Consider the following 21197-nt stretch of genomic DNA (forward strand, 5'->3'; position numbering starts at 1 on the left):
ACTCTCAGTAAGCCAGGACTACACCCACCACGCCGGTGTAGGTCTTTTCAGGATGGTTCGCGTCGACGGGCAGCAAGTCGTGCGTGTACTCGGCGAGAAACTTCACGTTTCGGAGGTGGTAGTACGTGACGTTTGCCGTCAGGGTACGACGGTCGAGCGCGGGCAGATCATTCGATGAGACCTGGTTGTACAACAGCACACCCGTCCACCGGTCGCTGAAATGGGTGTCGGCTTCGATGAATCCGCCGCTGTGATCGACGGCGGGTTCGCCAGGCGTGAAGGTGGGGTGGTCGTCGTGTCCGAAGATCCAGTTGGCCCGTAGGTCGGCCCGCCGGCCGAGCGGCACGGACAGGTCAGGACCGTACCGGTAAAAGCGGTTTGATTGGCTAGTGAGCAGGTCCTGATCCTTGCCGTGATAGCCGAACACACCCAGCGTCATCCAGGGTAGGTCTGCGGCAATCCGTGCCATCTGGTTCTTGTAGGCATTCGTATCGAAATTCCCGTTGTCCAATTGTCCCAGCCCATTGCCGTTGGTTACGCCCGCCATCAGAAACGCCGGGCCGGCCGACCACGTGGTCAGCGCGCCACGGTCGTAGGTCAGTTGGAATCCCGGCGCGGCGTCTCCGGTCGCAGTGTTCACTACGTTGGTTGTGTAGATCGAGATGTCTTGAAACGTCAGGCGTTGCTCCCGCGGGTAGAACGTGTCCATGACCTGGAACTGGCCCACCACCGCGTCCCAGTCCTGGTTGCCGAGGTTGTTGAAATAGAGAAACGCGTCTTCGACCCCCACGACTTCACCGCCCTCGGAAGCCAGAAAGTAGAAATAGTACGTGAGGTCCTTGGCCAGATAACCGGTGCTGAACAATTTGACAACAAGGGGAGATTCGAAGTCCGTGGTCACCGCGGTGTCGTTACGCGCGCGAAAGTACCCGTCCGCACGGATCCCGAACATCGGGCTGGTCGGCAGATTGAGCAGGGGATCTCCGGTCTCGACCGCCTTCCCTTTGGGATCCTCGCCGGGAAACTGGTACCCGTTGCCCGCGTAGTCCTGCCCGAAGTCGTTGAGCTTGGGGAACGCCACGTGGCACATGACGCAACTGACGTTGTACCGCCTTGCGAAGCCGGGGTTGGCTTCGGCCAGTTCCGCACACGCTCCAAGAGATGCGATCCCAATCAGGACACATTGGGCGAACCGCCGAAATCCATTCATCATTTCATCATTACATCAGGTAGGGATGATTCACGTGCGTAGCATCTTAGGTTCGTGTTGCGATCCATGTCAAGGCGAACCCGCACCTCGCAATCCGTCGTCTCGCCTTAACTCGCGTGCGTTGACGACGGCAGCCCACCCGTAGTATGGTGGGCGCCATGATTCGTCGTTTCCGTACAGGGATGCGCCTCGTGACCGTCTGGACCGCGGTGCTCGCGCTCTCGGTCTTGCCGTTCGTACACGCGCACGCCGGGGTCCCGTGGTCCCATACGGGCGATCACGCCCATCCCCCGATTGTTCACTCCGTTTTTGCCTCCGACGAGGCTGCGCATCCCCTGACGGAGCCGCAGCGTCCCGCTCCCGGTGAGGCGCTGGCAACTGCCCCGCATGACCTCGGATATCAGATCGAGGTCGTCTCGGGCATGGCCATTCCCCCGATGCTCTTTGAAGCGGGCAAGGCGGGCGTGCTCCCGACCGTGTCCGCGACCCATCAACCGGTTCCCGCCGAGGCGTTGCCACCGCTTGGCCTCATCGAGACCTCGGCTGCTCCCCGCGCTCCACCGTCTCCGTCCCTCTCCTAAGTTTTTCCATTTCAACGGTGTGATCTCGACAGACGCGTAGTGAGCGCGTCATGACGCGTCTGTGCCGTCTGTTCGGATCGAGCGTGCGCGGACTCGCGCAGGAGCGTGTGGATGAAGCGCGTTGGGACAGCCCTGTGGTTGGTGATTGTTCTCGCGGCAAGTGGAACCGAGCCATCGTTCGGAGCCCGCGATGAGCCCGCGACGGTGTTAACTGTGGACCGCGCGGTCGAATTGGCTCTGGAGCGCAACATGGATGTACTGGTGAGCCGGTTCGGTCTGGATCGGGCAGAGGCGAATCGACTCCTCGCCGCGGCGTACCCGAACCCCGAGTATTGGTTCAACCAGGAAGGCCTGTCCGCCGGATTTGAGCGCGAGGCCAACAATGTTCGCTACCACCGGATCGAACAGGTCATCGAGGGATTCGGGAAGCGGCGACACCGGGCGGCCGCCGGCGAGGCCGGCGTCGAAGAGGCGCGTGCGGAGTTTCAGGACACGGTACGCCTTCTGATTTTTGAGCTCAGGAAAACGTTTTACGAGGTCCTGCTGACGCAAGCGAACGCGGAAACAGCCGCCGCCAACCTCCAGCGGTTTCGTGAGGTCGTGGCGATCACCGAGTCCCGCTTCGAGCAGGGCGAGATTCCGGAGGCGGATGTGATTCGCACCAGGGTCGAGGCGCTTCGCTTCGAAGACGACGCGAGGTCGGCCGGGGTGGTATTGGCCACGGCCAAGAGTCGGTTGGCCCTCCTGATCGGTCTGGACGGGCCGGTGGAGGTCCAAGGCTCATTGGAACGCGACCTGGATCAGCTGCTTGCGGAGCCCGTGTCCTCGGCCGATCGCCTGGTCGAGCGGGCATTGGCCGCAAGACCGGATCTGGCAGCTGTCCAGGCGAGCCAGCGTCGGGCCGAAAGCGAAATGAGGCGGAATCGCGCGTTGCGCTACCCCGACCTGACGGTGGGGTTGGAGTCCGAGTACAGCGCGGGGGTGCAGGGCGCGGATGATCTCTCGACGTTCGGGTTCGGTCTGGGTGTCACGCTCCCGATCTGGAATCGGAATCGAGGCGGGATTGCCCTGGCTCAGGCCGATCTTAGGCAGGCTGAAACGCGGGTGCAGCAGCAGGAGCGCGTGATCCGGGCCGAGATCGAGACCGGGCTGGAGCAACTCCGGGTGAGCGCCGAGCGGGTCCGGGCGGTGCGCTCGCAACTACTGCCGCAAAGTCAGGAGTCCCTAACGATCGCCAAGGCGCTGTACGAGGAAGGGGCCACCGGCCTGCTGCAACTGCTCGACGCGCAACGCGCCTTCAACGAGACCCAGCTTCGCGCCCACCAGATCCTTTTCGAATACCACGTCAACCGGTGGCTGCTCGAACGCGCCGTGGGAGCCGAGTTGGTGACGCTGGGAGCGGCACCATGACTGGGCCGATGACGATATCAATTGAAACCGCAACCAAGGAGCAGTCTATGTGGAACAGAAACCGCCTGAGCGTCGGGCGGGGGATGACGTTGGCGGCCGTTGCCGGCGTGTTTGCGCTGGTCGTGCTGGGGTGTTCGGAATCCGGCGACACGCACGCCGCGGAGTCCGATCCGGGCAGATCCGATGTCGGAGGCGCCAGGGTGCTTCGGATAACGCCAGAGGCCATTGCCGTGATCGGGCTCAGGACCGAGACAGCCGCACGCGGCCGCCTTCGACTGCCCTTGCAGGTCAGCGGGCGCGTGACCTACGACGAGAACCGGTTCGCCCAAGTCAGCGCCCCCATCGCCGGCCGGGTCCAAAGCTTTCGCGCCACGATCGGCGATCGGGTGAAGCAGGGCGAGCCGCTGGCTTTCATCGAAAGCCCGGACATCGGTCGGGCGCAATCGGATTACCTCCGCGCCATGGCCGATCGTGACGTGGCGGAGCGCGCGTTCGAGCGGGCCAAGGTCTTGTTCGAGAAGAAGGGCGTAAGTCGCGGGGAGGTCCAGCGCCTGGAGGGTGACGCGCTGCGCGCCCGAGCTGCAGTCCAGGAAGCCAAACACCATCTCAGCATCCTGGGCTTTTCAGACGAGGCCGTGGCGAAGTTGGGCGAGACCGGTACGGCCCAGACCACAATGCCCTTGGTGTCGCCCCTGTCTGGCGTGGTCGTCCGCCACGAGGCGTTTACGGGGGCGGGAGTCGAGCCAACGCAGATGCTGTATCTGGTCGCTGATCTTTCTGAGGTGTGGGTCGAAGCGGACGTCTACGAACGAGACATCGCGCGTGTGAAACCTGGACAGGACGCCGACATTCGCGTCCAGGCGTATCCGGACCGCGTGTTTTCAGGCCGCGTGGAGACGCTCGGCCGTGCGCTCGACGAGAAGACGCGTACGCTGATGGTGCGGGTCGTGGTGCCGAACCGCGATGAGGCGCTCAAACCCGGCATGCTGGCGCAGGTCGGTCTCCTCACGGACGCGGGTGAAGAGGCGCTGACAGTGTCGGCCGACGCGGTGCAGCGCGACGGCGAGCGGTCCCTCGTGTTCGTGGAGCAGGCGCCGGGCGTCTTTGCGATCCGTGAAGTCACGGTCGGACGGACCGCCGGGGGTCGCGTCGAGATCCGGACAGGCGTCGACGCCGGAGAAAAGGTGGTGACCACCGGGAGCTTTCGGCTCAAATCCGAGATGAAGAAGACCGAGATGGAGGCGGGCTGACATGATCGACCGTCTCATCACGTTTGCGCTCAAGCAGCGCCTCCTCATCTTGCTGGCGGTGGCGATTCTGATCGGCGGCGGGATCCTGGCCTTTGCGCGCCTTCCGATCGACGCCTTCCCGGACGTCACCAATATCCAGGTTCAGGTCATCACCAAAGCGCCGGGAATGTCGCCGGTGGAAGTCGAGCAGTTGGTGACCTTCCCCTTGGAAGTGGATCTGATGGGGCTTCCCAAGAAGACCGAGTTGCGGTCGATCTCCAAATTCGGCATTTCGGTCATCACCGTGGTCTTCGAGGACGGTACGGACATCTATTGGGCGCGGCAGACCGTGCTCGAGCGGTTTCTCCAGGCCAAGGAAAAGCTCTCGCCAGGCGTGGAATCCATGCTGGGGCCGATCAGCACCGGATTGGGAGAGGTGTATCAGTACCGGTTGCACGGGCCTGACTACGATCTGACCGAGCTGCGCACGCTCCAGGATTGGGTGGTCAGACCATTGCTGCGGACTGTGCCCGGCGTGGCGGACGTGAACAATCTCGGCGGGTTTCCCAAGGAGTACCAGGTCTTGGTGGATCCCGACCGCCTGAAGAACTTCGGACTCACGCTGCGGCAGGTCTTTGAAGCCGTGGAACGTAACAACGCCAATGTCGGCGGTGGGTTCATTCGCCACCAGGAAGAGCAGTACGTGGTTCGGGGCCTGGGGATGATCCATACCATCGAGGACATTAAGAATATCGTGGTCGCGTCGGAGCGCGGTACGCCCATCTTTCTCCGGGACGTGGCCGAGATCCGGCTTGGGTCGCGGACTCGGTACGGCGGGGTGACATCCGAAGGCAAAGGCGAAGCGGTCGAAGGGTTGGTGCTCATGCTGATGGGGGGCAACAGCCGCGAGATCGTCACCAACGTCAAGGCCAAGGTCGAGGAGATCAACCGCGTGTTGCCCCAAGGCGTCTCGATCGTCCCGTTCTACGATCGAACCGAATTGGTCAATCGCGCGCTCTGGACCGTGGAAAAGGCCCTGCTGGAAGGGGCGGTGCTGGTGGTGGCGGTGTTGATCCTGTTTTTGGGCAATCTCCGCAGCGCAGTGATCGTGTCGCTGATGCTGCCGCTTTCGGTCCTGTTCACGTTCGTCCTGATGAAGGGCCTGGGGCTCTCGGCCAACCTCATGTCACTGGGCGGGCTCGCCATCGGAATCGGGATGCTGGTGGACGGCGCCGTGGTCATGGTCGAGAACATCTACCGGCATCTGGCCGACAAACAGGCCCGGGGCGGCTCGACCCTTCACCACATCCTGGAGGCCGCGCGCGAGGTGGGTCGCCCGGTGCTGTTCGGCATCCTCATCATCATCGTGGTGTTTCTGCCCCTGTTCAGCCTCACCGGTGTCGAGGGTAAATTGTTCAAGCCGCTGGCCTTCACGGTCGCGTTCGCGATGTTGGGCTCGCTGATCCTCTCCCTGACGCTGGTGCCGGTGCTCTGCTCGTTGCTGCTGGCCGCGGGGGTCAAAGAGCGGGAACCGTGGCCGGTGCGCAAGGTGCGGGAGCGGTACCGACGGGTGCTCGATGCCGCGCTCGCCCGTCCGAAGGCCCTGGTGGGCGGCGCCGTGGCCTTGCTGGCGGGCGCGCTCGCGCTGTTTCCGTTCATCGGCAAGGAATTCGTGCCTACCCTGGACGAGGGCGACGTCGTGATCAACGTCACGCGGCTGCCCAGCATTTCGCTGGACGATTCGCTTCGGATCAACGGCGAGGTCGAACGGGCCTTGATGCAGTTCCCGGAGGTCAAGACCATTGTGACCCGAACCGGCACCGACGAGATCGGCGTGGACCCCATGGGACCGGAGTTGTCGGACATTTTCATCATCCTCAAGCCTGAACGCGAATGGACGGTGGGAACTAAGGATGAGTTGAAGGAGAAGATGCGGGAAGCGATGGACCGGATCCCGGGCATTGCCTACGTATTCTCCCAACCCATCCAGATGCGCGTGGACGAAATGCTAGCCGGCGTGCGCGCACAGATCGCGGTGAAGGTCTTTGGCGAGGATATGGACGTGCTGGCGGACCAGGCCGGCCGCATCGAACGAGTACTCCGAGGCATCCCCGGTGCGGTGGACGTGCGGACCGAACAAGTGTCGGGCCAGTATTTTCTGGAAGTCGAGGCCGACCGGCAGGCGCTCGCCCGCTATGGGATCAACGTGGCGGACCTCAACGAGGTGGTGGAGACCGCGATCGGGGGGAAGGTGGCCACCGACGTGGTGGAAGGCCAGCGGCGGTTCGGGGTGCTGGTGCGGTTTCCAGAGGCGGTGCGTGGAGATGTGCAGTCCGTGGAAAACCTGGCGGTGAGCGCTCCGGACGGCGCTAGAATCCCGCTCAAACAACTGGCGACGATCCGCGTGGCAGAGGGACCGGTGCAGATCAACCGCGAAGAGGGCAGCCGGCGGATTGTGATCGAAGCCAACGTGGAAGGTCGCGACATCGCGTCGTTCGTGGCCGAGGGACAGCAGCGCATCGCAGAATCCGTGGCGCTTCCGCCGGGATACTACGTGACGTGGGGCGGCCAGTTCGAAAATCAGCAGCGCGCCATGCGTCGCCTGGGAATTGTGGTGCCGGTGGCCCTGTTCTTGATTTTCCTGCTGCTGTTTACCGCATTCAATAAATTGCGGCACGCGCTGCTGATTCTGGCCAACATCCCGTTCGCGTTGATCGGCGGTATCGTGTCGCTCTTTCTCTTCGGCCTGTATCTGTCAGTGCCCGCGTCGGTGGGGTTCATCGCGCTGTTCGGGGTGGCGATCCTCAACGGCGTGGTCCTGGTCTCCACCTTCAATCAGTTGCGGCAAGAGGGGATGGCGCTGGAGGAGGCGGTCCGTATCGGGTCCGAACGGCGGCTGCGGCCGGTGCTCATGACCGCACTGGTCGCGAGCCTCGGGCTCGTGCCGTTGCTCTTGGCCACCGGCCCGGGCTCCGAGGTGCAGAAGCCCTTGGCGGTGGTGGTCGTCGGCGGTCTGATCACATCGACCGCTCTGACTCTGCTGGTCTTGCCCGCCTTGTACCGGTGGGTCGAGGGGCGGCGCGAGCGAGAGTACGGGCCCGACGGCACGGTGCCCGGCGCGTCCGAGGCCGATCTCCCCGTTGAGAGCGAGGGGGTTGCGCGATGAAAGCGGTCAACGCGTATATCCGGCATGCATTGGTGGGGAAAGTGATCGAAGCACTACGGCGGGCTGGATTTTCCAACATGACGCTTCTCGATGCGAAAGGGGTGACCACCGGCTTGCCGGCGGAGGAGTATGACTACTCGTTGGAACTTGCCGAGCAGTACATCAACGTGGTCAGGCTGGAAATCGTCTGTAGCGACCAGGATGCCGATGGGATCGTGCGCATCATCGGAGTAAACGCGCACACGGGCAAGCCGGGCGATGGTCTGGTTTTTGTCACGCCGGTCGACCACACCGTGCGGATCGCGACGTGGGGAGAGGACTCCGAAGGCGCCCTCGGGTCGGGGAGTGCATAGGAAGCGGCGCGTCCGACGGCCATTGGACGACGCCAGGGGCCGACCAGCAAGGCGGGCCCGCCCCTGAGCACGAGTGATCAAAACGGACTGGTGGAATCGCCTGTAAGTGTTGTAGGATGAAAACCTCAACCGCCGGGACGAAGGTATGAACATATACCGCCAACGGTCTCCCAGAGCGGCGAAAATCCTTGGGCTCGCGTTGGCCGTCGTCATAACCTTTTCGCTGGCGCCAGCCGCACTCGCCGGCGCGGTGTATCAGTGGACGGACGCCGACGGAGCCATCCACTTCACCGATGATCCCGGCAAGATTCCCAAGAAGTTCCGGGATACGGTGAAAGAGATTCGTCCTCCCGATGAGCCGGACGAGCCGGAAGGCGGTCCCTCGTCGGAGCCGGAGGCTCAGCCTCGAACGCAGAAGCAGCCGGAACCGGCTTCCGAGCCAGAGCCTGCCCAGGTAGCGCCTTCCGAACCGGTTGACGCTCGCGGCCACAACGAGAAATGGTGGAGGCAGCGGGTGCAAGAATGGCAAGACCAGAAGGCCGATGCCCAGGCGAAGCTGGCGGACGCGCAGGAACGGTTGGGGCGTGAGCGGTTTCTCAACGCGACCACGGGCAACATGCTACGGATCCAGGAGATCTCCGCCGAGGTGGAGATGTATGAGAAACAGATCCGCGAAGCGGAGAACATGCTCACTGAGATTCTGCCCGACGAAGCCCGCAAGGCACAAGCCCCTCCCGGATGGCTGCGGGAGTAACTGCACTAGCCGTCAGCCGAGCGACGTTCCTGCCAACTGTCGTCTCCAGCCCGGGTTATTCATGAAGCATCTGCTGCACCCGCGGATACGCCGCTGCAACAGGCGGTCTCGCCGCTCAGTCGGTCAACGTACTACAGGGAGTACGCCTCCCTCCTTGCTGCGCCATGTGCAAGGTACTCCCAAGGCCCATTGCCAGCGCCTGCAGCGCGAAGCACATTCGCGGCTCCGAGCGCCTGTTTCGCGGGCGTCTGCGCGGGTTCGCAACGAACCTTCATGAATAACCCGGGCTAACGATTGCCTAATCCACTGCCTGGTGCTAGAGTGTGCCCTCGTATGAAACGAGGGATTCTCGTCCCGGCGATCTGGGGCCTGGTTCTCTACCTGGGCCTGTTCTCGGGCTTTGCTCTGCTCCACGCATACGGCCAGGACGAGCTCGCCGACGCCCACGGATGCGTGATCGGCGCCTGGGTGCAACACGCGAACGCCACCGATCCGTCAACGGCGCCGCCGGTTCCTCTGCCGTGTTTTCTCGGACTCCTTGAAACTGCTTCGAACACCGCGTTGCTCAAGGCGCTGCCCAGCGCCACCTCTCGCGGTCCTCCTTCCCGCGCGTAACCCCATCCACTCCTGACACTCGGATTCCTCCGACCGCGGCATGTGTCGCCGGCGGTCACGCGAGTGTCCTCACAGTTTCGCGTGTCGTCGCCTGAGTCCGGGCCGCTCTCCGTCCCGGGCCGGCAGACGAATGAAGGAGGAACGATGCAGCGAGCAATTGTAAGCGGTTTCGTCACGGCGTGTGTGGTGATACCGGTATGGATTGGAGGAACGGAGGTCGGCGCCGAAGAACCGGCCCTCGAACGCGTAGAGCGAGAATTGGCCGAGACCCAAGCGGCCGTACGCGCGCTGGAAGCCAAGCAACCGACCGCCGCACGGTTCAACCCTGATATATCGCTCGACGGCCTGTTTGCGGCCGGCGCGTCCACGGCACCGGATCTGGAGACGCTCGAAACCGGCGCGCACGATCCCAACCAACGGGGGTTCACGGTCCAGAACATCGAGTTGACCCTCTCGGGAACGGTGGATCCGTACTTCACCGCCATCGGGCATTTGATCTTCGGGATCGACCGCGAAGGAGAAAGCTTCATTGAAGTCGAGGAAGCCTACATGACGTCCACCGCGCTGCCCGCGAATTTGCAACTCCGAGCCGGGCAGTTTTTCACCCAGTTCGGCCGACTGAATCCCCAGCATCCCCACGCGTGGGCGTTCGTGGATCAACCATTGATCAACGGCCGGATGTTCGGGGGGGACGGGATGCGCGGACCGGGCATGCAGTTGGCCTATCTGGTGCCGCTCCCGGTCTATGCCGAAGCCATGGTCGCGCTGCAGGACAGTCAGGGCGAAACCATGTTCAGTTTTCGCAATGTCCCAGGGGACGAGCTCTTTGGTCGGACCTTGGTCGAGCGCCAAGTCGAAGGGATCGGCGATCTCGTAGTCACGCCGCGTTTGGCCACATCGTTTAATCCCAGCGACACCCAGACCGTGTTGGTCGGCGCGTCAGGCGCATTCGGACCCAACGGCAGTGGCGAGTCGGCGCGAACCCAGATCTACGGGATCGACCTCTACTACAAGTGGAAGCCACTTCGGACCGTGAAGGGTTGGCCGTTCGTGGCGTGGCAGACCGAGGTGATGAATCGCAACTATGACAACGCCGCGGTGGAGGATGATCCGGCTACGGTCGCCGACGAGGCATTGCCGGAGGAACATCTCCGGGACTGGGGCGGATACACGCAGGTGATGTGGGGTTTCACGCCGCGGTGGGTGGCTGGCCTGCGGGGCGAGTACGTGGCGGGAAAAAACGGAGACCTCACTGATCCGCTGCGCGAGCGGCGGGTCCGTGTCGCCCCGAATATGACCTTTTACCCCAGCGAGTTCTCAAAGTGGCGGATTCAATACAACTGGGACGATGTGGACAGCCGGGAGGACATCGAGCATTCGGTGTTCCTGCAGTGGGAGTTCTTGATTGGGGCGCACGGTGCACACACCTTCTAACGAAACCGCCAAGGAGATATGAGATGAGATGGCTGCTTGCGTTCGTCTATCTTGCGGTGCTGGCGAGCCCCGTTGCGGCCGCTCCGTTGACCGTTGTCACCACCACGCCCGATTTGGCGGCCATTGCCAAAGAAGTCGGGAAAGATCGGATCGAGGTGACCAGTATGGCTTCGGGTCTTCAGGATCCCCATTTCCTCGATCCGCGACCGAGTTTTCTCGTCAAACTCAATCGGGCCGATCTGCTGATCGAGGGCGGACTCGAACTGGAAGTCGGCTGGTTGCCGCCGCTGCTCGCCAGCGCGCGGAACCCTCGCCTGCGGGTCGGCGAACCGGGCCGACTCGATGCGTCACAGGGTATCCAGGTGATCGGTGTACCTACCGGGCCGGTTGATCGCTCCCAAGGCGACGTTCACGGAAAAGGTAACCCACACTTCCTGATGGATCCGCTGAACGGCGCTATCGTGGCCGACACCATCGCGCGGCGCCTGTGCAGCCTCGATGCCGGAGGCTGTGCGTCATTCAAGTCCAACGCACAGGCGTTCCGTGGTCGGATCGAAGCTGCATTGGCCAAGTGGACAACCATTCTGGCGGCGTACCAGGGCGCGAAGGTCGTCGGCTATCATGACAGTTGGCCGTATTTCACGAAACGGTTCGGGCTCACCACCGTCGGATTCGTTGAACCCAAGCCCGGAGTTCCTCCGCCGCCCAGTCACGTGTCGGAGTTGGCGGACCTCATCAAACGGGAGCAGGTACCGGTGATCCTCATGGAACCGTATCACGAACGGAGTATCCCGGATCTGTTGGCCCGTCAGACGGGAATCAAGGTCTTGGTATTGGCTCCGACGGTCGGGGGAACTCCGGGAACGGAGAGCTACGTCGCGCTGTTCGACACGGATGTGGCGCGCGTGGCGGAGGCGCTGGGCGCGGCGAGGCCCGTGGCTCGATAGCGGCATGTTTGGACTCCCATTCATGCAGCAGGCGGCTTTGGCCTGCGTATTGTTGGCGTTTGTGCTCGCGCCGCTGGGGACCGAGGTCATCCGCCGACGAATCGTGTTCGTGGATCTCGCGCTGGCCCAAATTGCGGCGCTCGGCGCGGCCATCGGCACCGCAGTGGACTGGGACCCGATCGCGACGTCGGTGGTTTTTACGTTGATCGGGGCCGCGCTCCTCTCTGTTCCGGCGGCAAGTACTCGTCTGCCCCAGGAAGCGGTGATGGGCATGGTCTATGCGGTGGCGTCCGCGGCCGCCGTGTTGGTGGTCGCGAAGACCCCGCACGGCGATGCCGACTTCCTGCACCTGATGTTCGGCAACATCCTGGCCGTGACCGACCGTCAAATCGCGGTGTTGGCGGGCCTGGCGATCGGTGTCGGGGGTTGGCGTGCGCTGACTCGACGCGCGGACCCGACCACGATCAGCCGCAGCGCCACGTTCGTCTTCTATCTGTTGCTCGGGGGGTCGATTGCGGCCGCGATCCGCAGCGCTGGCGTGTTGCTGGTCTTTACCTACCTGGTCGCGCCCGCGCTGGCGGTCAGGCTGCTGGCCATCGAGCGTGGGGCCGCGGCCCTGGCGGTCATCAGCGCGGCTACGTGCGGAGTCCTGGGGCTGTGGGCATCGTACCGCTGGGACCTGCCGTCAGGCTCCTCCGTCGTCGCCACGTTTGGAGTTTGGTTGGCGGTGACAGCTCTCGGAGCCACGGTATGGCGGCGCGCTTAAGATACGAGGCCGGCTGCTCAAATGGCATGCGATCACGATCCCAAGATCAGCCCTGTCAGCCCGCCTCCGGCCACGAGCCAGACTGAATTGAGGCGGAACCCGACGAGGAGAATCAGGGCCGCCACGGCGAGAATCACGGTCCCCGCATCGACCAGCGCGGCTCGGCCTAGCTGCCACGTCACCACGGCCATGAGGGCGAGCGAGGCGACGATGACTCCGTCGAGCGCGGCTCCCGCGGCCGGAGATTTTCGGATCCGCGGAACGAGCGGTCCGCTGAGGGCCACGAACACGAACGCCGGCAGAAAGATGCCGACCGTGGCCACGACTGCACCCGGCCAACCGGCGACGACGTATCCGACGAATGTGGCCGTGGTGAAGACCGGCCCCGGTGTGACCTGGCCGACCGCCACCGCGTCGAGCAGTTGCGTTTCGGTCAGCCAGCCCAGACGCTCCACGAAGTCCGCGCGGAGAAAGGCGAGCAACACGTAGCCGCTGCCAAAGAGCACGGCGCCGATTTTCGCGAACGTGGCGAAGAGCGCGCCGAGGCTCGCCGCCGCGCCGCCGGCGACTGCGCCCGCGGCGATCGCGGGTGTGGAAACGGGGAGCGCACCGGCCGTGGCCGCGAGCGCGGAAGATCGCCACATTCCCCTTCCGGCAACAGGACGACGGACGACCAGCGCACCCGCGGCTCCCGCGGCCGCGAGCACGGCGAGCTCGTGCACACCCAGAGCGGCCGCGGTCATGGCCACGAGGCCCAGCGCGGCCAGACCATACGATTTCACTGCTGAGCGGCCGAGGCTCCACAGCGCCTGGATCACCACCGCGATGACCACGGGCTTGATCCCGTAGAGAATCGCGGAGACCTCGGGCAACGCGCCGAAGCGAACATAGGACCACGCGAGCGCGCCGACCATGAGCGCGGCCGGAAGGATGAACGCGGCGCCCGCCACCAACAGTCCCGGCCAACCGGCCCTGGCGTGCCCGATGTGGATCGCCATCTCTGTGGAGTTGGGACCGGGGATCAGGTTCGTGGCGCCGAGGTAGTCGAGGAATTGCTCGCGCGTCAGCCACTGCCGGCGGCGGACGACTTCGTCCTCCATCATGGCAATGTGCGCAGCGGGACCGCCGAACGCGATCGTCCCGAGTCGGAGGAAGAGGGCGGCTAGCTCAGCGAGCGAGGTGCGCGATCCCTCGCTTGGGCGGGCGCTCACGCGTCAGTGTGTCGGTGCGGAGGGCTTACGTTTCCAGCAGGCTGCGCAACATCCAGGCGGTCTTTTCGTGCAGTTGGATACGCTGGGTCAGCAGATCGGCCGTGGCCTCGTCGCCGGCCTTTTCCGCGATCGGGAAAATCGACCGGGCGGTGCGGACCGCGGCTTCCTGGCCTTCCACCAGGACACGAATCATCTCTTCGGCCTTGGGCACGCCGGGAGTTTCCTTGATCGAACTCAGCCGTCCGAACTCCGCGTATGTGCCGGGAGCCGGAGAGCCCAACGCACGAATCCGCTCCGCGATCAGGTCCACGGCGGTGGCGAGTTCCGTGTACTGTGTTTCGAACATCAGGTGGAGCGTCTGGAACATGGGGCCGGTCACGTTCCAATGGAAGTTGTGCGTCTTCAGATACAGCGTGTAGGTGTCGGCGAGGAGCTTGGACAGTCCGTTCGCGATCTCCGCGCGGTCCTGTTCTTTGATTCCGATGTCGATTTTCATGGCGTGATCCCTTCCAGGTGTGAGTGATCCGACTATACGCCTTGAACCAACCGAAGACAATGCCCCAACCGGAGCGGCGCTCGACGTTCGTTCGGACACGATATCCTAACTCGAAGTGTGGATCACCGCGACCTGATCCGTCCCGGACTCGGGCAACCACACCTCGCCCGGTCGGCCGAGGATCTGACGTACTCGCGCGTCGCGGGTCGGGAGATGGAACGTGCTGAACTGTTCCGTGGTTGGATCAAAGCGTATGATCACGTCGTTGCCGAAGTCCGACAGCCAGACCATGTCCTTGTCGTCCACGAACACGGCATAAGTCTGCGGGCCTTTGCCCGGCAGTTTCCACTCGCGCCACTGATTTGTCTTGGGATCGTAGACCGCCACTTGCCCTGCATTCCATTCGCTGACCCAGACGCGGTTTTTGGAATCCGCCCACACGCGCCGCGCTCCCCGCCCACGCGTGGGCGGGTCGATGACAGTGGCCTCACCGGTTGTCGTATCGATCTTCGCGATATGCGAACCGGCCAGCGACGCGTACCACACGCTGCCGTCCGGCGCAGTACAGATCCCATACGGTCCGCGCCCACGCGGTGCTTCGAACGCTTCAACCTTGCCGGTCTTGGGGGCCACGCGGCCGTAATACCCGCTCTGCCCCGTGAACCACAGCGTGCCGGCGCGATCGAACGTGGCGGTGTTGAGATTGACGTTTTGTTTGATCGGCAGGGGGTAGGTGGTGACCTTGTCGGTCTTCGGATCTACGCGCACGATCGCGTTCATGCCCGAATCTGTGATCCACGGCGCCCCATCAGGACCCACGATCACGCCGTGCGGCGCCGAATCCTCGCCAAGCGGAATGTGCCGGGTCTTGCCGGTCTTGGGATCGAGATATCCCAACGCCCCCTGATGCTGGGCCGTGTACCACACGCCCCCGTCTGCTGCGGGCGCGACGTCGTGCGGGTGTGAGCCCTTGGGAACAGGGTATTCCCGGATCGGTTGATCGTCTGCGCGTGACCCCGTAGTCGCGAGGACAAGCACCGCAGCGGCAACGATGCTCGTTCTGGTCTTCATAGGCGACTTCCTCGGGAGGGGACGAGCTATTGTCTCGGAGCGCGAGGCGGTTTGTCCAGTGAAGGCAGCAGTCGAGGGCTACTTCGCCGCGCGATAGGGCAGGAGGGCTTATGATCGTTCACCAAGCCGACACCTTACATGAACGCATACACGATGGTGGAGCCGACAAAGCTGAATCCGCGGGTTTGGAGATCTTTCGACAGCGCGTCCGATTCGGGAGAACGATCCGGGCTCCGGCCGCCAGGGTGGCGCCGCCGAATCGGCCGCCCGCCGACAAAGTCCCACAAGTAGTTCGAAAACGTCTCGAATTCCCCTCGGACCGTGAGCACGGCCTTGGCATTGTTGATGGCGGCGTCGATCTTCTGGCGGTTGCGGATGATGCCTGCGTCCGCGAGCAGTCGATGTCGTTCCCGCGCGCCGTAGCGCGCCACCTGATCCGCCTGAAAGTTATGAAACGCCCGCCGAAAGTTCTCGCGCTTGTAAAGAATCGTCCGCCACGACAGCCCGGCCTGAAACCCGCTCAGCACCAACTGTTCGAACAACAGCCGATCATCCCGCACCGGCACGCCCCACTCATCGCGGCAGACGATGAACAACGGATCATCGGTCTCCCAGCATTGGCAGCGGCCCGTCCGTTCCATGCCCGCCTCGTGTTACCGGAACCGCCCCTTCAGGAAACCCTCCACGAAGCGCTGGAAGAAGAACAGATCGGTCGAAGGAACGGAGGCACGGATCATGCGATTCATTGCGCGCCGGATCTGAAGCTTCGTGATTTTGAAGCGGCGGATCAGAAACCGCGCGTCTTGGATATCGGAATCGCGCATCACGCGGAGTTTGGACATGACCAGATCGAGCGGCGAGAGAATACGCACCGTGACCCGGCCGCGTCGCCTGATCGTTTTCGCGCGATTGCGGTAGCCCGGAGGGAGATCGATCATCCCCCAGTGGGACACATCCGCGCTCAGGTCGGCCGGGAACCCGAGCAATTTCCACAGGCGCGTGAGTTGAGGCCTGGTCAGCGACGAGACTTCGGCGTCGAGGTCGCGCGTCTGTCGTGATGACCCGTACCAGGCCATCGCAAGGCCGCCGAGGAGGATGACGCTGACCGGCCGCCGGCTGATCGACTCGACCGAGCGGATGAGGGCGTCAATTGCATCTTCCGCAGCCAGATACTCTCGCGCCATCGCTGCTCCTCTGATCGAGTGACCGTGATCGCCGTGTCGTTGGCTCGCCCGGCGTACCACACGCGCAGGGGACGCCCGAGCCAGTAGCGTGTCGCCGTACGCCAGACGGAGGAAAGCCGCGAGGCCTTCTCGCCCTGTTGGTGCAGCGCGGCGGCGAGTCGGGCGGGGACGGCGAGTCGTTTCCAGGGGATTTCGTTCACAGCCAGGTACAGCCACACCAGGTTGCGGGTTCGCGGCCGTGTCAATGCCTGCGCAACGATCTCGGACCGGGAGCCATGAAAGACTCGTCCGGTATACACTGCAAAGATGTCAAGGTCGAGGGAAGCCTTCATACCGCGCAGTATATGACACTTCTTAGATACCCGACAAGCCGGGCGATCGCCCTTACTCAGCCCCGATCGCCTAGGCGCGCGCTTCTTCGGAATGGGAGAGCGTTGAGACGGGTCTGGTGGAAGGCTGTGCGGCGTAGTCGCGGCCCAAGTACAGGTAGACGGCGGGCACGACGAACAGCGTGAATGCGGTCCCGATGGTCATGCCGGTCGCGATGACCAGGCCGATGGAAAAACGAGCGGCGGCGCCCGGGCCGGTCGCGATCAGCAGCGGGACCACCGCGAGGACCAGGGCCGCGGTGGTCATGAGCACCGGGCGCAAGCGGATGGCGGCGGCTTCTTCGATCGCTTCCCGTTTGGTTCGGCCTTGTTCCTGCAGTCGGTTGGCGAATTCCACGATCAAGATGCCGTGTTTGCTGATCACGCCGATGAGCGTGACGAGGCCGACTTGGGTGTAGATGTTGATGGTGGTCAGTCCCAGGCTCACGAAGATCAATGCCCCGCAGATGGACATGGGCACCGTGACCAGCATAACCACGGGGTCTCGGAAGCTCTCGAACTGCGCCGCGAGTACGAGGTAGATGATAATCAGCGCGAAGAAGAACGTCAGCACCAAGGCCGCGCCCTCGGTCTTGAACTGACGCGACTGGCCCGCGTAGTCCACGGTGTAGCCCGGCGGCAGAACCTCCTTGGCCGCCTGTTCGAGCACGCCCAGCGCCTGGCCCAACGTCACGCCCGGTCGCGGTACGCCGGAGATCACCACGGCGTTGAGCTGCTGGAAGCGTTTGAGCTGTTGCGGTTCCACGGATTCGCGCAAAGTCACCAGCGTGGAGAGCGGCACCAGCTTGCCGGACCCGGTCCGCGTGTAGTACTCCGTGAGCTGGTCGGCGTTCAAACGATCCGTGCGCTGGACCTGCGGAATGACCTTGTAGCTCCGGCTCTCCATCGAGAACCGATTGACGTACCCGCCCGACATCATGGCGGCCAGATCGCTCCCCAGTTGGCGCATATCGATCCCGAGCAGCGCGGCCTTGTCGCGATCCACCTCGATGTTGATGCGCGGTTTGTCGATCTTGAGGTCCGTGTCCAAGAAGATGAACTTGCGGCTCTCGAACCCTCGTTGGAGAATGCCCCCGGCCACTTCGTTGAGCACCTGGACCGGCTGCGTGCTGGCGACCACGAACTCGACCGGAAACCCCGCGCCGCCCGTGGGCAGGGGCGGCGGGGCGAACACGGCATTCTGTAGCCCTGCGATCTGTCCCGCTTTCTGCTGCACGTCCTGGATGACGGGCTGGGTCTTCCGTTCGCGTTCGTCCCATGGTTTCATGACGATACCGGAGATCGCGGTGTTGGTCCCCACCGCTGATCCGCTCCCGCCCACGCCGTTCATCAAAAAGTAGTTCTCTTTCTCCGGAATGTTGTTCGCGATCGCGGTCAACTCGTTGGTGAACCGCGTGAGGTAATCGAGCGAGGAGTACGGATCGCTCTGCGAAAAGATCAACATGAAGCCCTGATCCTCTTCCGGTGCCAGCTCCCGCGGCGAGGTCAGGTACAGGAAGTACGTGCTCGTCAGCACGATCACGCCGAACGCGGCGATGACCTGTTTGTCGTTGAGCGCGCCGTGCAGGCGGCGCTGATACCCGTGTCGCAGTCGATCGAATTGCCGATCCAACCACTTCTCCAGGCGGCGCCCGCTGCTTTGGTCGCGCGAACGCAAGAGTCTGCTGCACATCATGGGCGAAAGCGTGAGCGCGATGACCCCGGAGAGCAGCACGGCGCCCGCCAGCGCAAACGCGAACTCCACGAACAACGTCCCGGTCATGCCGCCGATGAAGCCGATCGGCAGGTACACCGCGACCAGCGTGATGGTCATGGCGATCACGGGCAGGCCCAACTCGCGCGCGCCCTTGATGGCGGCGTCGAACGGCCTCATGCCGGCCTCGATGTGGCGATGGATGTTCTCCAGCACGATGATGGCGTCGTCCACCACCATGCCGATGGCCAGCACCATCGCCAACAACGTGAGCAGGTTGATGGAAAAGCCCATCACCCACATCAGGAACAATGCGCCGATGATGGACAACGGCACCGTGACCGCGGGAATGATCACGGATCGCAGCGAGCCCAGGAATAGAAAGATCACCACGATCACGATAATGACCGCTTCGGCGAGCGTGATGACGACCTCGTTGATGGCGTTGCGGATGTAGCGCGTGCTGTCGTACGGGATGTTGGCTTGCAGGCCCTGCGGCAACTGCGCCAAGATGTCCGGCCACTCTTGGCGAACCCGAGCGACCACGTCCAGGGAGTTGGCGTCGGGAGCCACTTCGACCCCGATAAACGTTGCGCTTTGCCCGTTGAACGACACCTCGGTGCTGTATGTCTCGGCGCCCAATACCACATCGGCCACGTCGCCGAGGCGCACGATCGCGTCACCCTCGGAGCGGATCACTAGATGACGAAATTCTTCCGCGGTCTGAAGGTCGGTGTCCGCTTTGAGGTCGACCGAGACCAACGCGCCCTTGGTGGCGCCCACCGCGGCCTGGACGTTGTTGGCTTGAAGCGCGGCCTGGACGTCGCTTGCGGTGAGGTTGAGCGCCGCCAGACGTTCCGGCTTGAGCCAGACGCGCATGGCAAAGGTCCGATCGCCGATGATGAGCGCGCGCTGCACGCCCGGCAACGTCGACAACCGGGGCTGGATCACGCGCACCAGGTAATCCGTGATCTGATTGTTGTCGAGGATGTCGCTGTAGAAGCTCATGTACATCGCGGCGATCGTCTCACCCACCGACAGCTCGACCACCGGGTCCTCGCTGCCCTCGGGCAGGTCGCGGCGGACCTTGTTGACTTTGGCGGCGATTTGGGTCAGCGCTTCGTTCGGATCGTAGTCCAGGCGAAGATAGGCCTGGATCGAGCTCACGCCCGGGAGACTCGTGGACTGGATGTAGTCGATGCCTTGTGCACTCGCGATTTCCCGCTCGAGCGGCGTGGTGATGAACCCCTGGATCAACTCCGCGTCCGCCCCGACAAAGGTCGTTGCGACCGTGACCACCGCGTTTTTCATTTCGGGGTACTGGCGGACGTTCAACTCGGTCCAGGCGCGCAGGCCGAGCAATAGGATCATGAGGCTCACCACCGCGGCCAGTACGGGTCGCCGAATGAAGATGTCCGTGAAGTTCATCGTATGTCTTGAAGGCCTTTGAGCTGGGAGAGCCTGTTCAAGGACAGGCTCTAGCTTTCAGGGGGGGAGGGATTCAATTTCGCGCCGGGTTCGACCGCATTGTTGATCACCACGGCCGCACCGTTTCGCAGCTTGAGCAGCCCCGAGGTCGCGACGCGTTCGCCGGGTTGAATCCCCTCGAGCACCGCTACAAAGTCGCCTCGGGTGGGGCCGGTCTTGATCAACCGTCGGTTCACCACCAACTGGGGCCCCTCGCTGTCGCCCGCTGCCTGCACGTCCCCTTGGGGGGCCTCTCCTGCGGTAGGCGGCGCTGCTTGCACGATGTACACCGAGTTGCCGTAGGGGTTATAGCTGACCGCGGTTTGCGGGATCACCACGTAGCTCTCCGCGTTGGGCAGCGCGATGTGAATGCGCGCAAAGAGCCCGGGCTGGAGGCGGGTGCTCGCGTTGCGGAATGTGGCCTGGGCGTTGAAGTTGCGCGTATTTTCATCCACCCGCGGTTCAATCGCGGTGAGGCGTCCCTCAAAGCTGGCGTCGGGAAACGCATCGACGCTGGCGGCGACGGGCATCCCGACGGCCAGTATCCCCAGGCGTTGTTCGGGCAGGGCGAAGTTCACATAAATCGGATCCAGCGACTGGAGGGTCACCAGCGGCGTGCCCGGGCTCACGTACTGTCCGAGGTTGGCCTGCCTGATCCCGAGCACCCCCGCAAACGGGGCGCGGATCGTCTTCTTGGCGATGAGGGCGCGCTGCGCCTCGACCCGGGCCGCAGCCTGGGCTGCTTCGCTTTCCAGTTTGTCGAACTGTGACTTGGCCATGACCTCAGACCCGAACAGCTCTCGTCCGCGAGCCAACTCCGTCTCGGCCAGGTCTCTCTGCGCTTCCAGGGTTCGCAGCTCAGCCTGGTCCATCACGGAGTCGAGGGTAACCAAGATGGTGCCCTCGGTGGTGCGTTCTCCGGATTGAAACCGAATGGACTGAACCACACCGGCGACCTCGGCGCTGACCGCGATGCCGTTGACCGCGGTGACCGTGCCGACCGCGTCGATGGTGGCGGGCCATGTTTGCTCGAGAGCCTCGGTGACCGTGATCGCCACCGGCGGGATCGGCATGTTGTCGAAGAACTGGTTCATCATCTTGTTGCCGAACCACTTGAACCCGAAGATGGCGCCGAAGACCACGCCCGTCGACACCAACATGATGACCATTCGCTTGTTCACGATCGCGCCTCACCGCGAGTGGATTTGAATTGCGTCTCGT

The 21197-nt window shown here is 63.5% G+C and carries 18 protein-coding genes; 10 read left to right on the top strand and 8 right to left on the bottom strand.

Features of this window, described 5'->3' with window-relative positions; genetic code table 11:
- Window positions 1-4 precede the first annotated feature (4 nt).
- The gene (locus tag AB1451_02965) at window positions 5-1210 is read right to left on the bottom strand and encodes a hypothetical protein (protein ID MEW6681868.1); all 1206 of its coding nucleotides are present in this window, start codon (window positions 1208-1210) and stop codon (window positions 5-7) included.
- A gap of 158 nt (window positions 1211-1368) precedes the next feature.
- On the opposite strand from AB1451_02965, the gene AB1451_02970 reads away from it, so the two are divergent.
- The 10 genes from AB1451_02970 (at window position 1369) to AB1451_03015 (ending at window position 12465) form a co-directional block, all read left to right on the top strand.
- Window positions 1369-1791, top strand: coding sequence for a hypothetical protein (locus AB1451_02970; protein ID MEW6681869.1), 423 nt, complete (start codon window positions 1369-1371; stop codon window positions 1789-1791).
- Window positions 1792-1902: 111 nt separating this feature from the next.
- On the top strand, window positions 1903-3201 hold the full coding sequence (locus tag AB1451_02975; GenBank protein ID MEW6681870.1) for a TolC family protein: 1299 nt from the start codon (window positions 1903-1905) through the stop codon (window positions 3199-3201).
- Window positions 3202-3248: 47 nt separating this feature from the next.
- A complete protein-coding gene (locus AB1451_02980) occupies window positions 3249-4451 on the top strand; it encodes an efflux RND transporter periplasmic adaptor subunit (protein ID MEW6681871.1) in 1203 nt (400 codons plus the stop codon).
- Window position 4452: 1 nt separating this feature from the next.
- Window positions 4453-7596: an efflux RND transporter permease subunit gene (locus AB1451_02985; protein MEW6681872.1), complete on the top strand. Its 3144-nt coding sequence runs from the start codon at window positions 4453-4455 to the stop codon at window positions 7594-7596.
- Window positions 7593-7949, top strand: a complete 357-nt coding sequence (locus AB1451_02990) for a P-II family nitrogen regulator (protein MEW6681873.1) — start codon at window positions 7593-7595, stop codon at window positions 7947-7949. The genes AB1451_02985 and AB1451_02990 overlap by 4 nt, the downstream gene beginning before the upstream one ends.
- Before the next feature lie 145 nt (window positions 7950-8094).
- Complete coding sequence (locus tag AB1451_02995) at window positions 8095-8703, top strand: DUF4124 domain-containing protein (protein ID MEW6681874.1); 609 nt, start codon at window positions 8095-8097, stop codon at window positions 8701-8703.
- 333 nt (window positions 8704-9036) lie between these two features.
- Entirely contained in the window at window positions 9037-9318 is a 282-nt protein-coding gene (locus AB1451_03000; protein ID MEW6681875.1) for a hypothetical protein, read from the top strand.
- Window positions 9319-9462: 144 nt separating this feature from the next.
- On the top strand, window positions 9463-10752 hold the full coding sequence (locus tag AB1451_03005) for a hypothetical protein (protein ID MEW6681876.1): 1290 nt from the start codon (window positions 9463-9465) through the stop codon (window positions 10750-10752).
- 23 nt (window positions 10753-10775) lie between these two features.
- Window positions 10776-11699: a metal ABC transporter substrate-binding protein gene (locus AB1451_03010; GenBank protein ID MEW6681877.1), complete on the top strand. Its 924-nt coding sequence runs from the start codon at window positions 10776-10778 to the stop codon at window positions 11697-11699.
- A gap of 4 nt (window positions 11700-11703) precedes the next feature.
- The gene (locus tag AB1451_03015) at window positions 11704-12465 is read left to right on the top strand and encodes a metal ABC transporter permease (GenBank protein ID MEW6681878.1); all 762 of its coding nucleotides are present in this window, start codon (window positions 11704-11706) and stop codon (window positions 12463-12465) included.
- A gap of 32 nt (window positions 12466-12497) precedes the next feature.
- Here the strand turns inward: AB1451_03015 and chrA are convergent, their stop codons facing one another.
- From chrA to AB1451_03050, 7 genes are all read right to left on the bottom strand, one after another.
- A complete protein-coding gene (gene chrA, locus AB1451_03020; protein ID MEW6681879.1) occupies window positions 12498-13676 on the bottom strand; it encodes a chromate efflux transporter in 1179 nt (392 codons plus the stop codon).
- 25 nt (window positions 13677-13701) lie between these two features.
- Window positions 13702-14172, bottom strand: coding sequence for a Dps family protein (locus AB1451_03025; GenBank protein ID MEW6681880.1), 471 nt, complete (start codon window positions 14170-14172; stop codon window positions 13702-13704).
- A gap of 105 nt (window positions 14173-14277) precedes the next feature.
- Window positions 14278-15243 (bottom strand): lyase, encoded by a 966-nt coding sequence (locus AB1451_03030; GenBank protein ID MEW6681881.1) that lies wholly within the window; start codon window positions 15241-15243, stop codon window positions 14278-14280.
- A 134-nt stretch (window positions 15244-15377) separates the two neighbouring features.
- Window positions 15378-15884: a DNA-3-methyladenine glycosylase I gene (locus AB1451_03035; protein MEW6681882.1), complete on the bottom strand. Its 507-nt coding sequence runs from the start codon at window positions 15882-15884 to the stop codon at window positions 15378-15380.
- A 12-nt stretch (window positions 15885-15896) separates the two neighbouring features.
- The gene (locus AB1451_03040; protein MEW6681883.1) at window positions 15897-16427 is read right to left on the bottom strand and encodes a DUF6036 family nucleotidyltransferase; all 531 of its coding nucleotides are present in this window, start codon (window positions 16425-16427) and stop codon (window positions 15897-15899) included.
- Between the two features lie 402 nt (window positions 16428-16829).
- Window positions 16830-19937: an efflux RND transporter permease subunit gene (locus AB1451_03045; protein ID MEW6681884.1), complete on the bottom strand. Its 3108-nt coding sequence runs from the start codon at window positions 19935-19937 to the stop codon at window positions 16830-16832.
- Between the two features lie 50 nt (window positions 19938-19987).
- Window positions 19988-21157 carry an efflux RND transporter periplasmic adaptor subunit gene (locus AB1451_03050; protein MEW6681885.1) on the bottom strand — a complete coding sequence of 390 codons (1170 nt, stop codon included), beginning with the start codon at window positions 21155-21157 and terminating at the stop codon, window positions 19988-19990.
- Window positions 21158-21197 lie beyond the last annotated feature (40 nt).

It is taken from the genome of Nitrospirota bacterium (assembly GCA_040757335.1).
GTDB lineage: Bacteria > Nitrospirota > Nitrospiria > 2-01-FULL-66-17 > 2-01-FULL-66-17 > JBFLXB01.

Coding starts and splice junctions, on each gene's coding strand:
- AB1451_02975 (MEW6681870.1), top strand. CDS start 1,903: ATGAAGCGCGTTGGGACAGCCCTGTGGTTGGTGATTGTTCTCGCGGCA.
- AB1451_03005 (MEW6681876.1), top strand. CDS start 9,463: ATGCAGCGAGCAATTGTAAGCGGTTTCGTCACGGCGTGTGTGGTGATA.
- AB1451_02970 (MEW6681869.1), top strand. CDS start 1,369: ATGATTCGTCGTTTCCGTACAGGGATGCGCCTCGTGACCGTCTGGACC.
- AB1451_02965 (MEW6681868.1), bottom strand. CDS start 1,210: ATGAATGGATTTCGGCGGTTCGCCCAATGTGTCCTGATTGGGATCGCA.
- AB1451_02995 (MEW6681874.1), top strand. CDS start 8,095: ATGAACATATACCGCCAACGGTCTCCCAGAGCGGCGAAAATCCTTGGG.
- AB1451_03015 (MEW6681878.1), top strand. CDS start 11,704: ATGTTTGGACTCCCATTCATGCAGCAGGCGGCTTTGGCCTGCGTATTG.
- AB1451_03000 (MEW6681875.1), top strand. CDS start 9,037: ATGAAACGAGGGATTCTCGTCCCGGCGATCTGGGGCCTGGTTCTCTAC.
- AB1451_03045 (MEW6681884.1), bottom strand. CDS start 19,937: ATGAACTTCACGGACATCTTCATTCGGCGACCCGTACTGGCCGCGGTG.
- AB1451_02985 (MEW6681872.1), top strand. CDS start 4,453: ATGATCGACCGTCTCATCACGTTTGCGCTCAAGCAGCGCCTCCTCATC.
- AB1451_02990 (MEW6681873.1), top strand. CDS start 7,593: ATGAAAGCGGTCAACGCGTATATCCGGCATGCATTGGTGGGGAAAGTG.
- AB1451_02980 (MEW6681871.1), top strand. CDS start 3,249: ATGTGGAACAGAAACCGCCTGAGCGTCGGGCGGGGGATGACGTTGGCG.
- AB1451_03010 (MEW6681877.1), top strand. CDS start 10,776: ATGAGATGGCTGCTTGCGTTCGTCTATCTTGCGGTGCTGGCGAGCCCC.
- AB1451_03030 (MEW6681881.1), bottom strand. CDS start 15,243: ATGAAGACCAGAACGAGCATCGTTGCCGCTGCGGTGCTTGTCCTCGCG.
- AB1451_03025 (MEW6681880.1), bottom strand. CDS start 14,172: ATGAAAATCGACATCGGAATCAAAGAACAGGACCGCGCGGAGATCGCG.
- AB1451_03035 (MEW6681882.1), bottom strand. CDS start 15,884: ATGGAACGGACGGGCCGCTGCCAATGCTGGGAGACCGATGATCCGTTG.
- AB1451_03040 (MEW6681883.1), bottom strand. CDS start 16,427: ATGGCGCGAGAGTATCTGGCTGCGGAAGATGCAATTGACGCCCTCATC.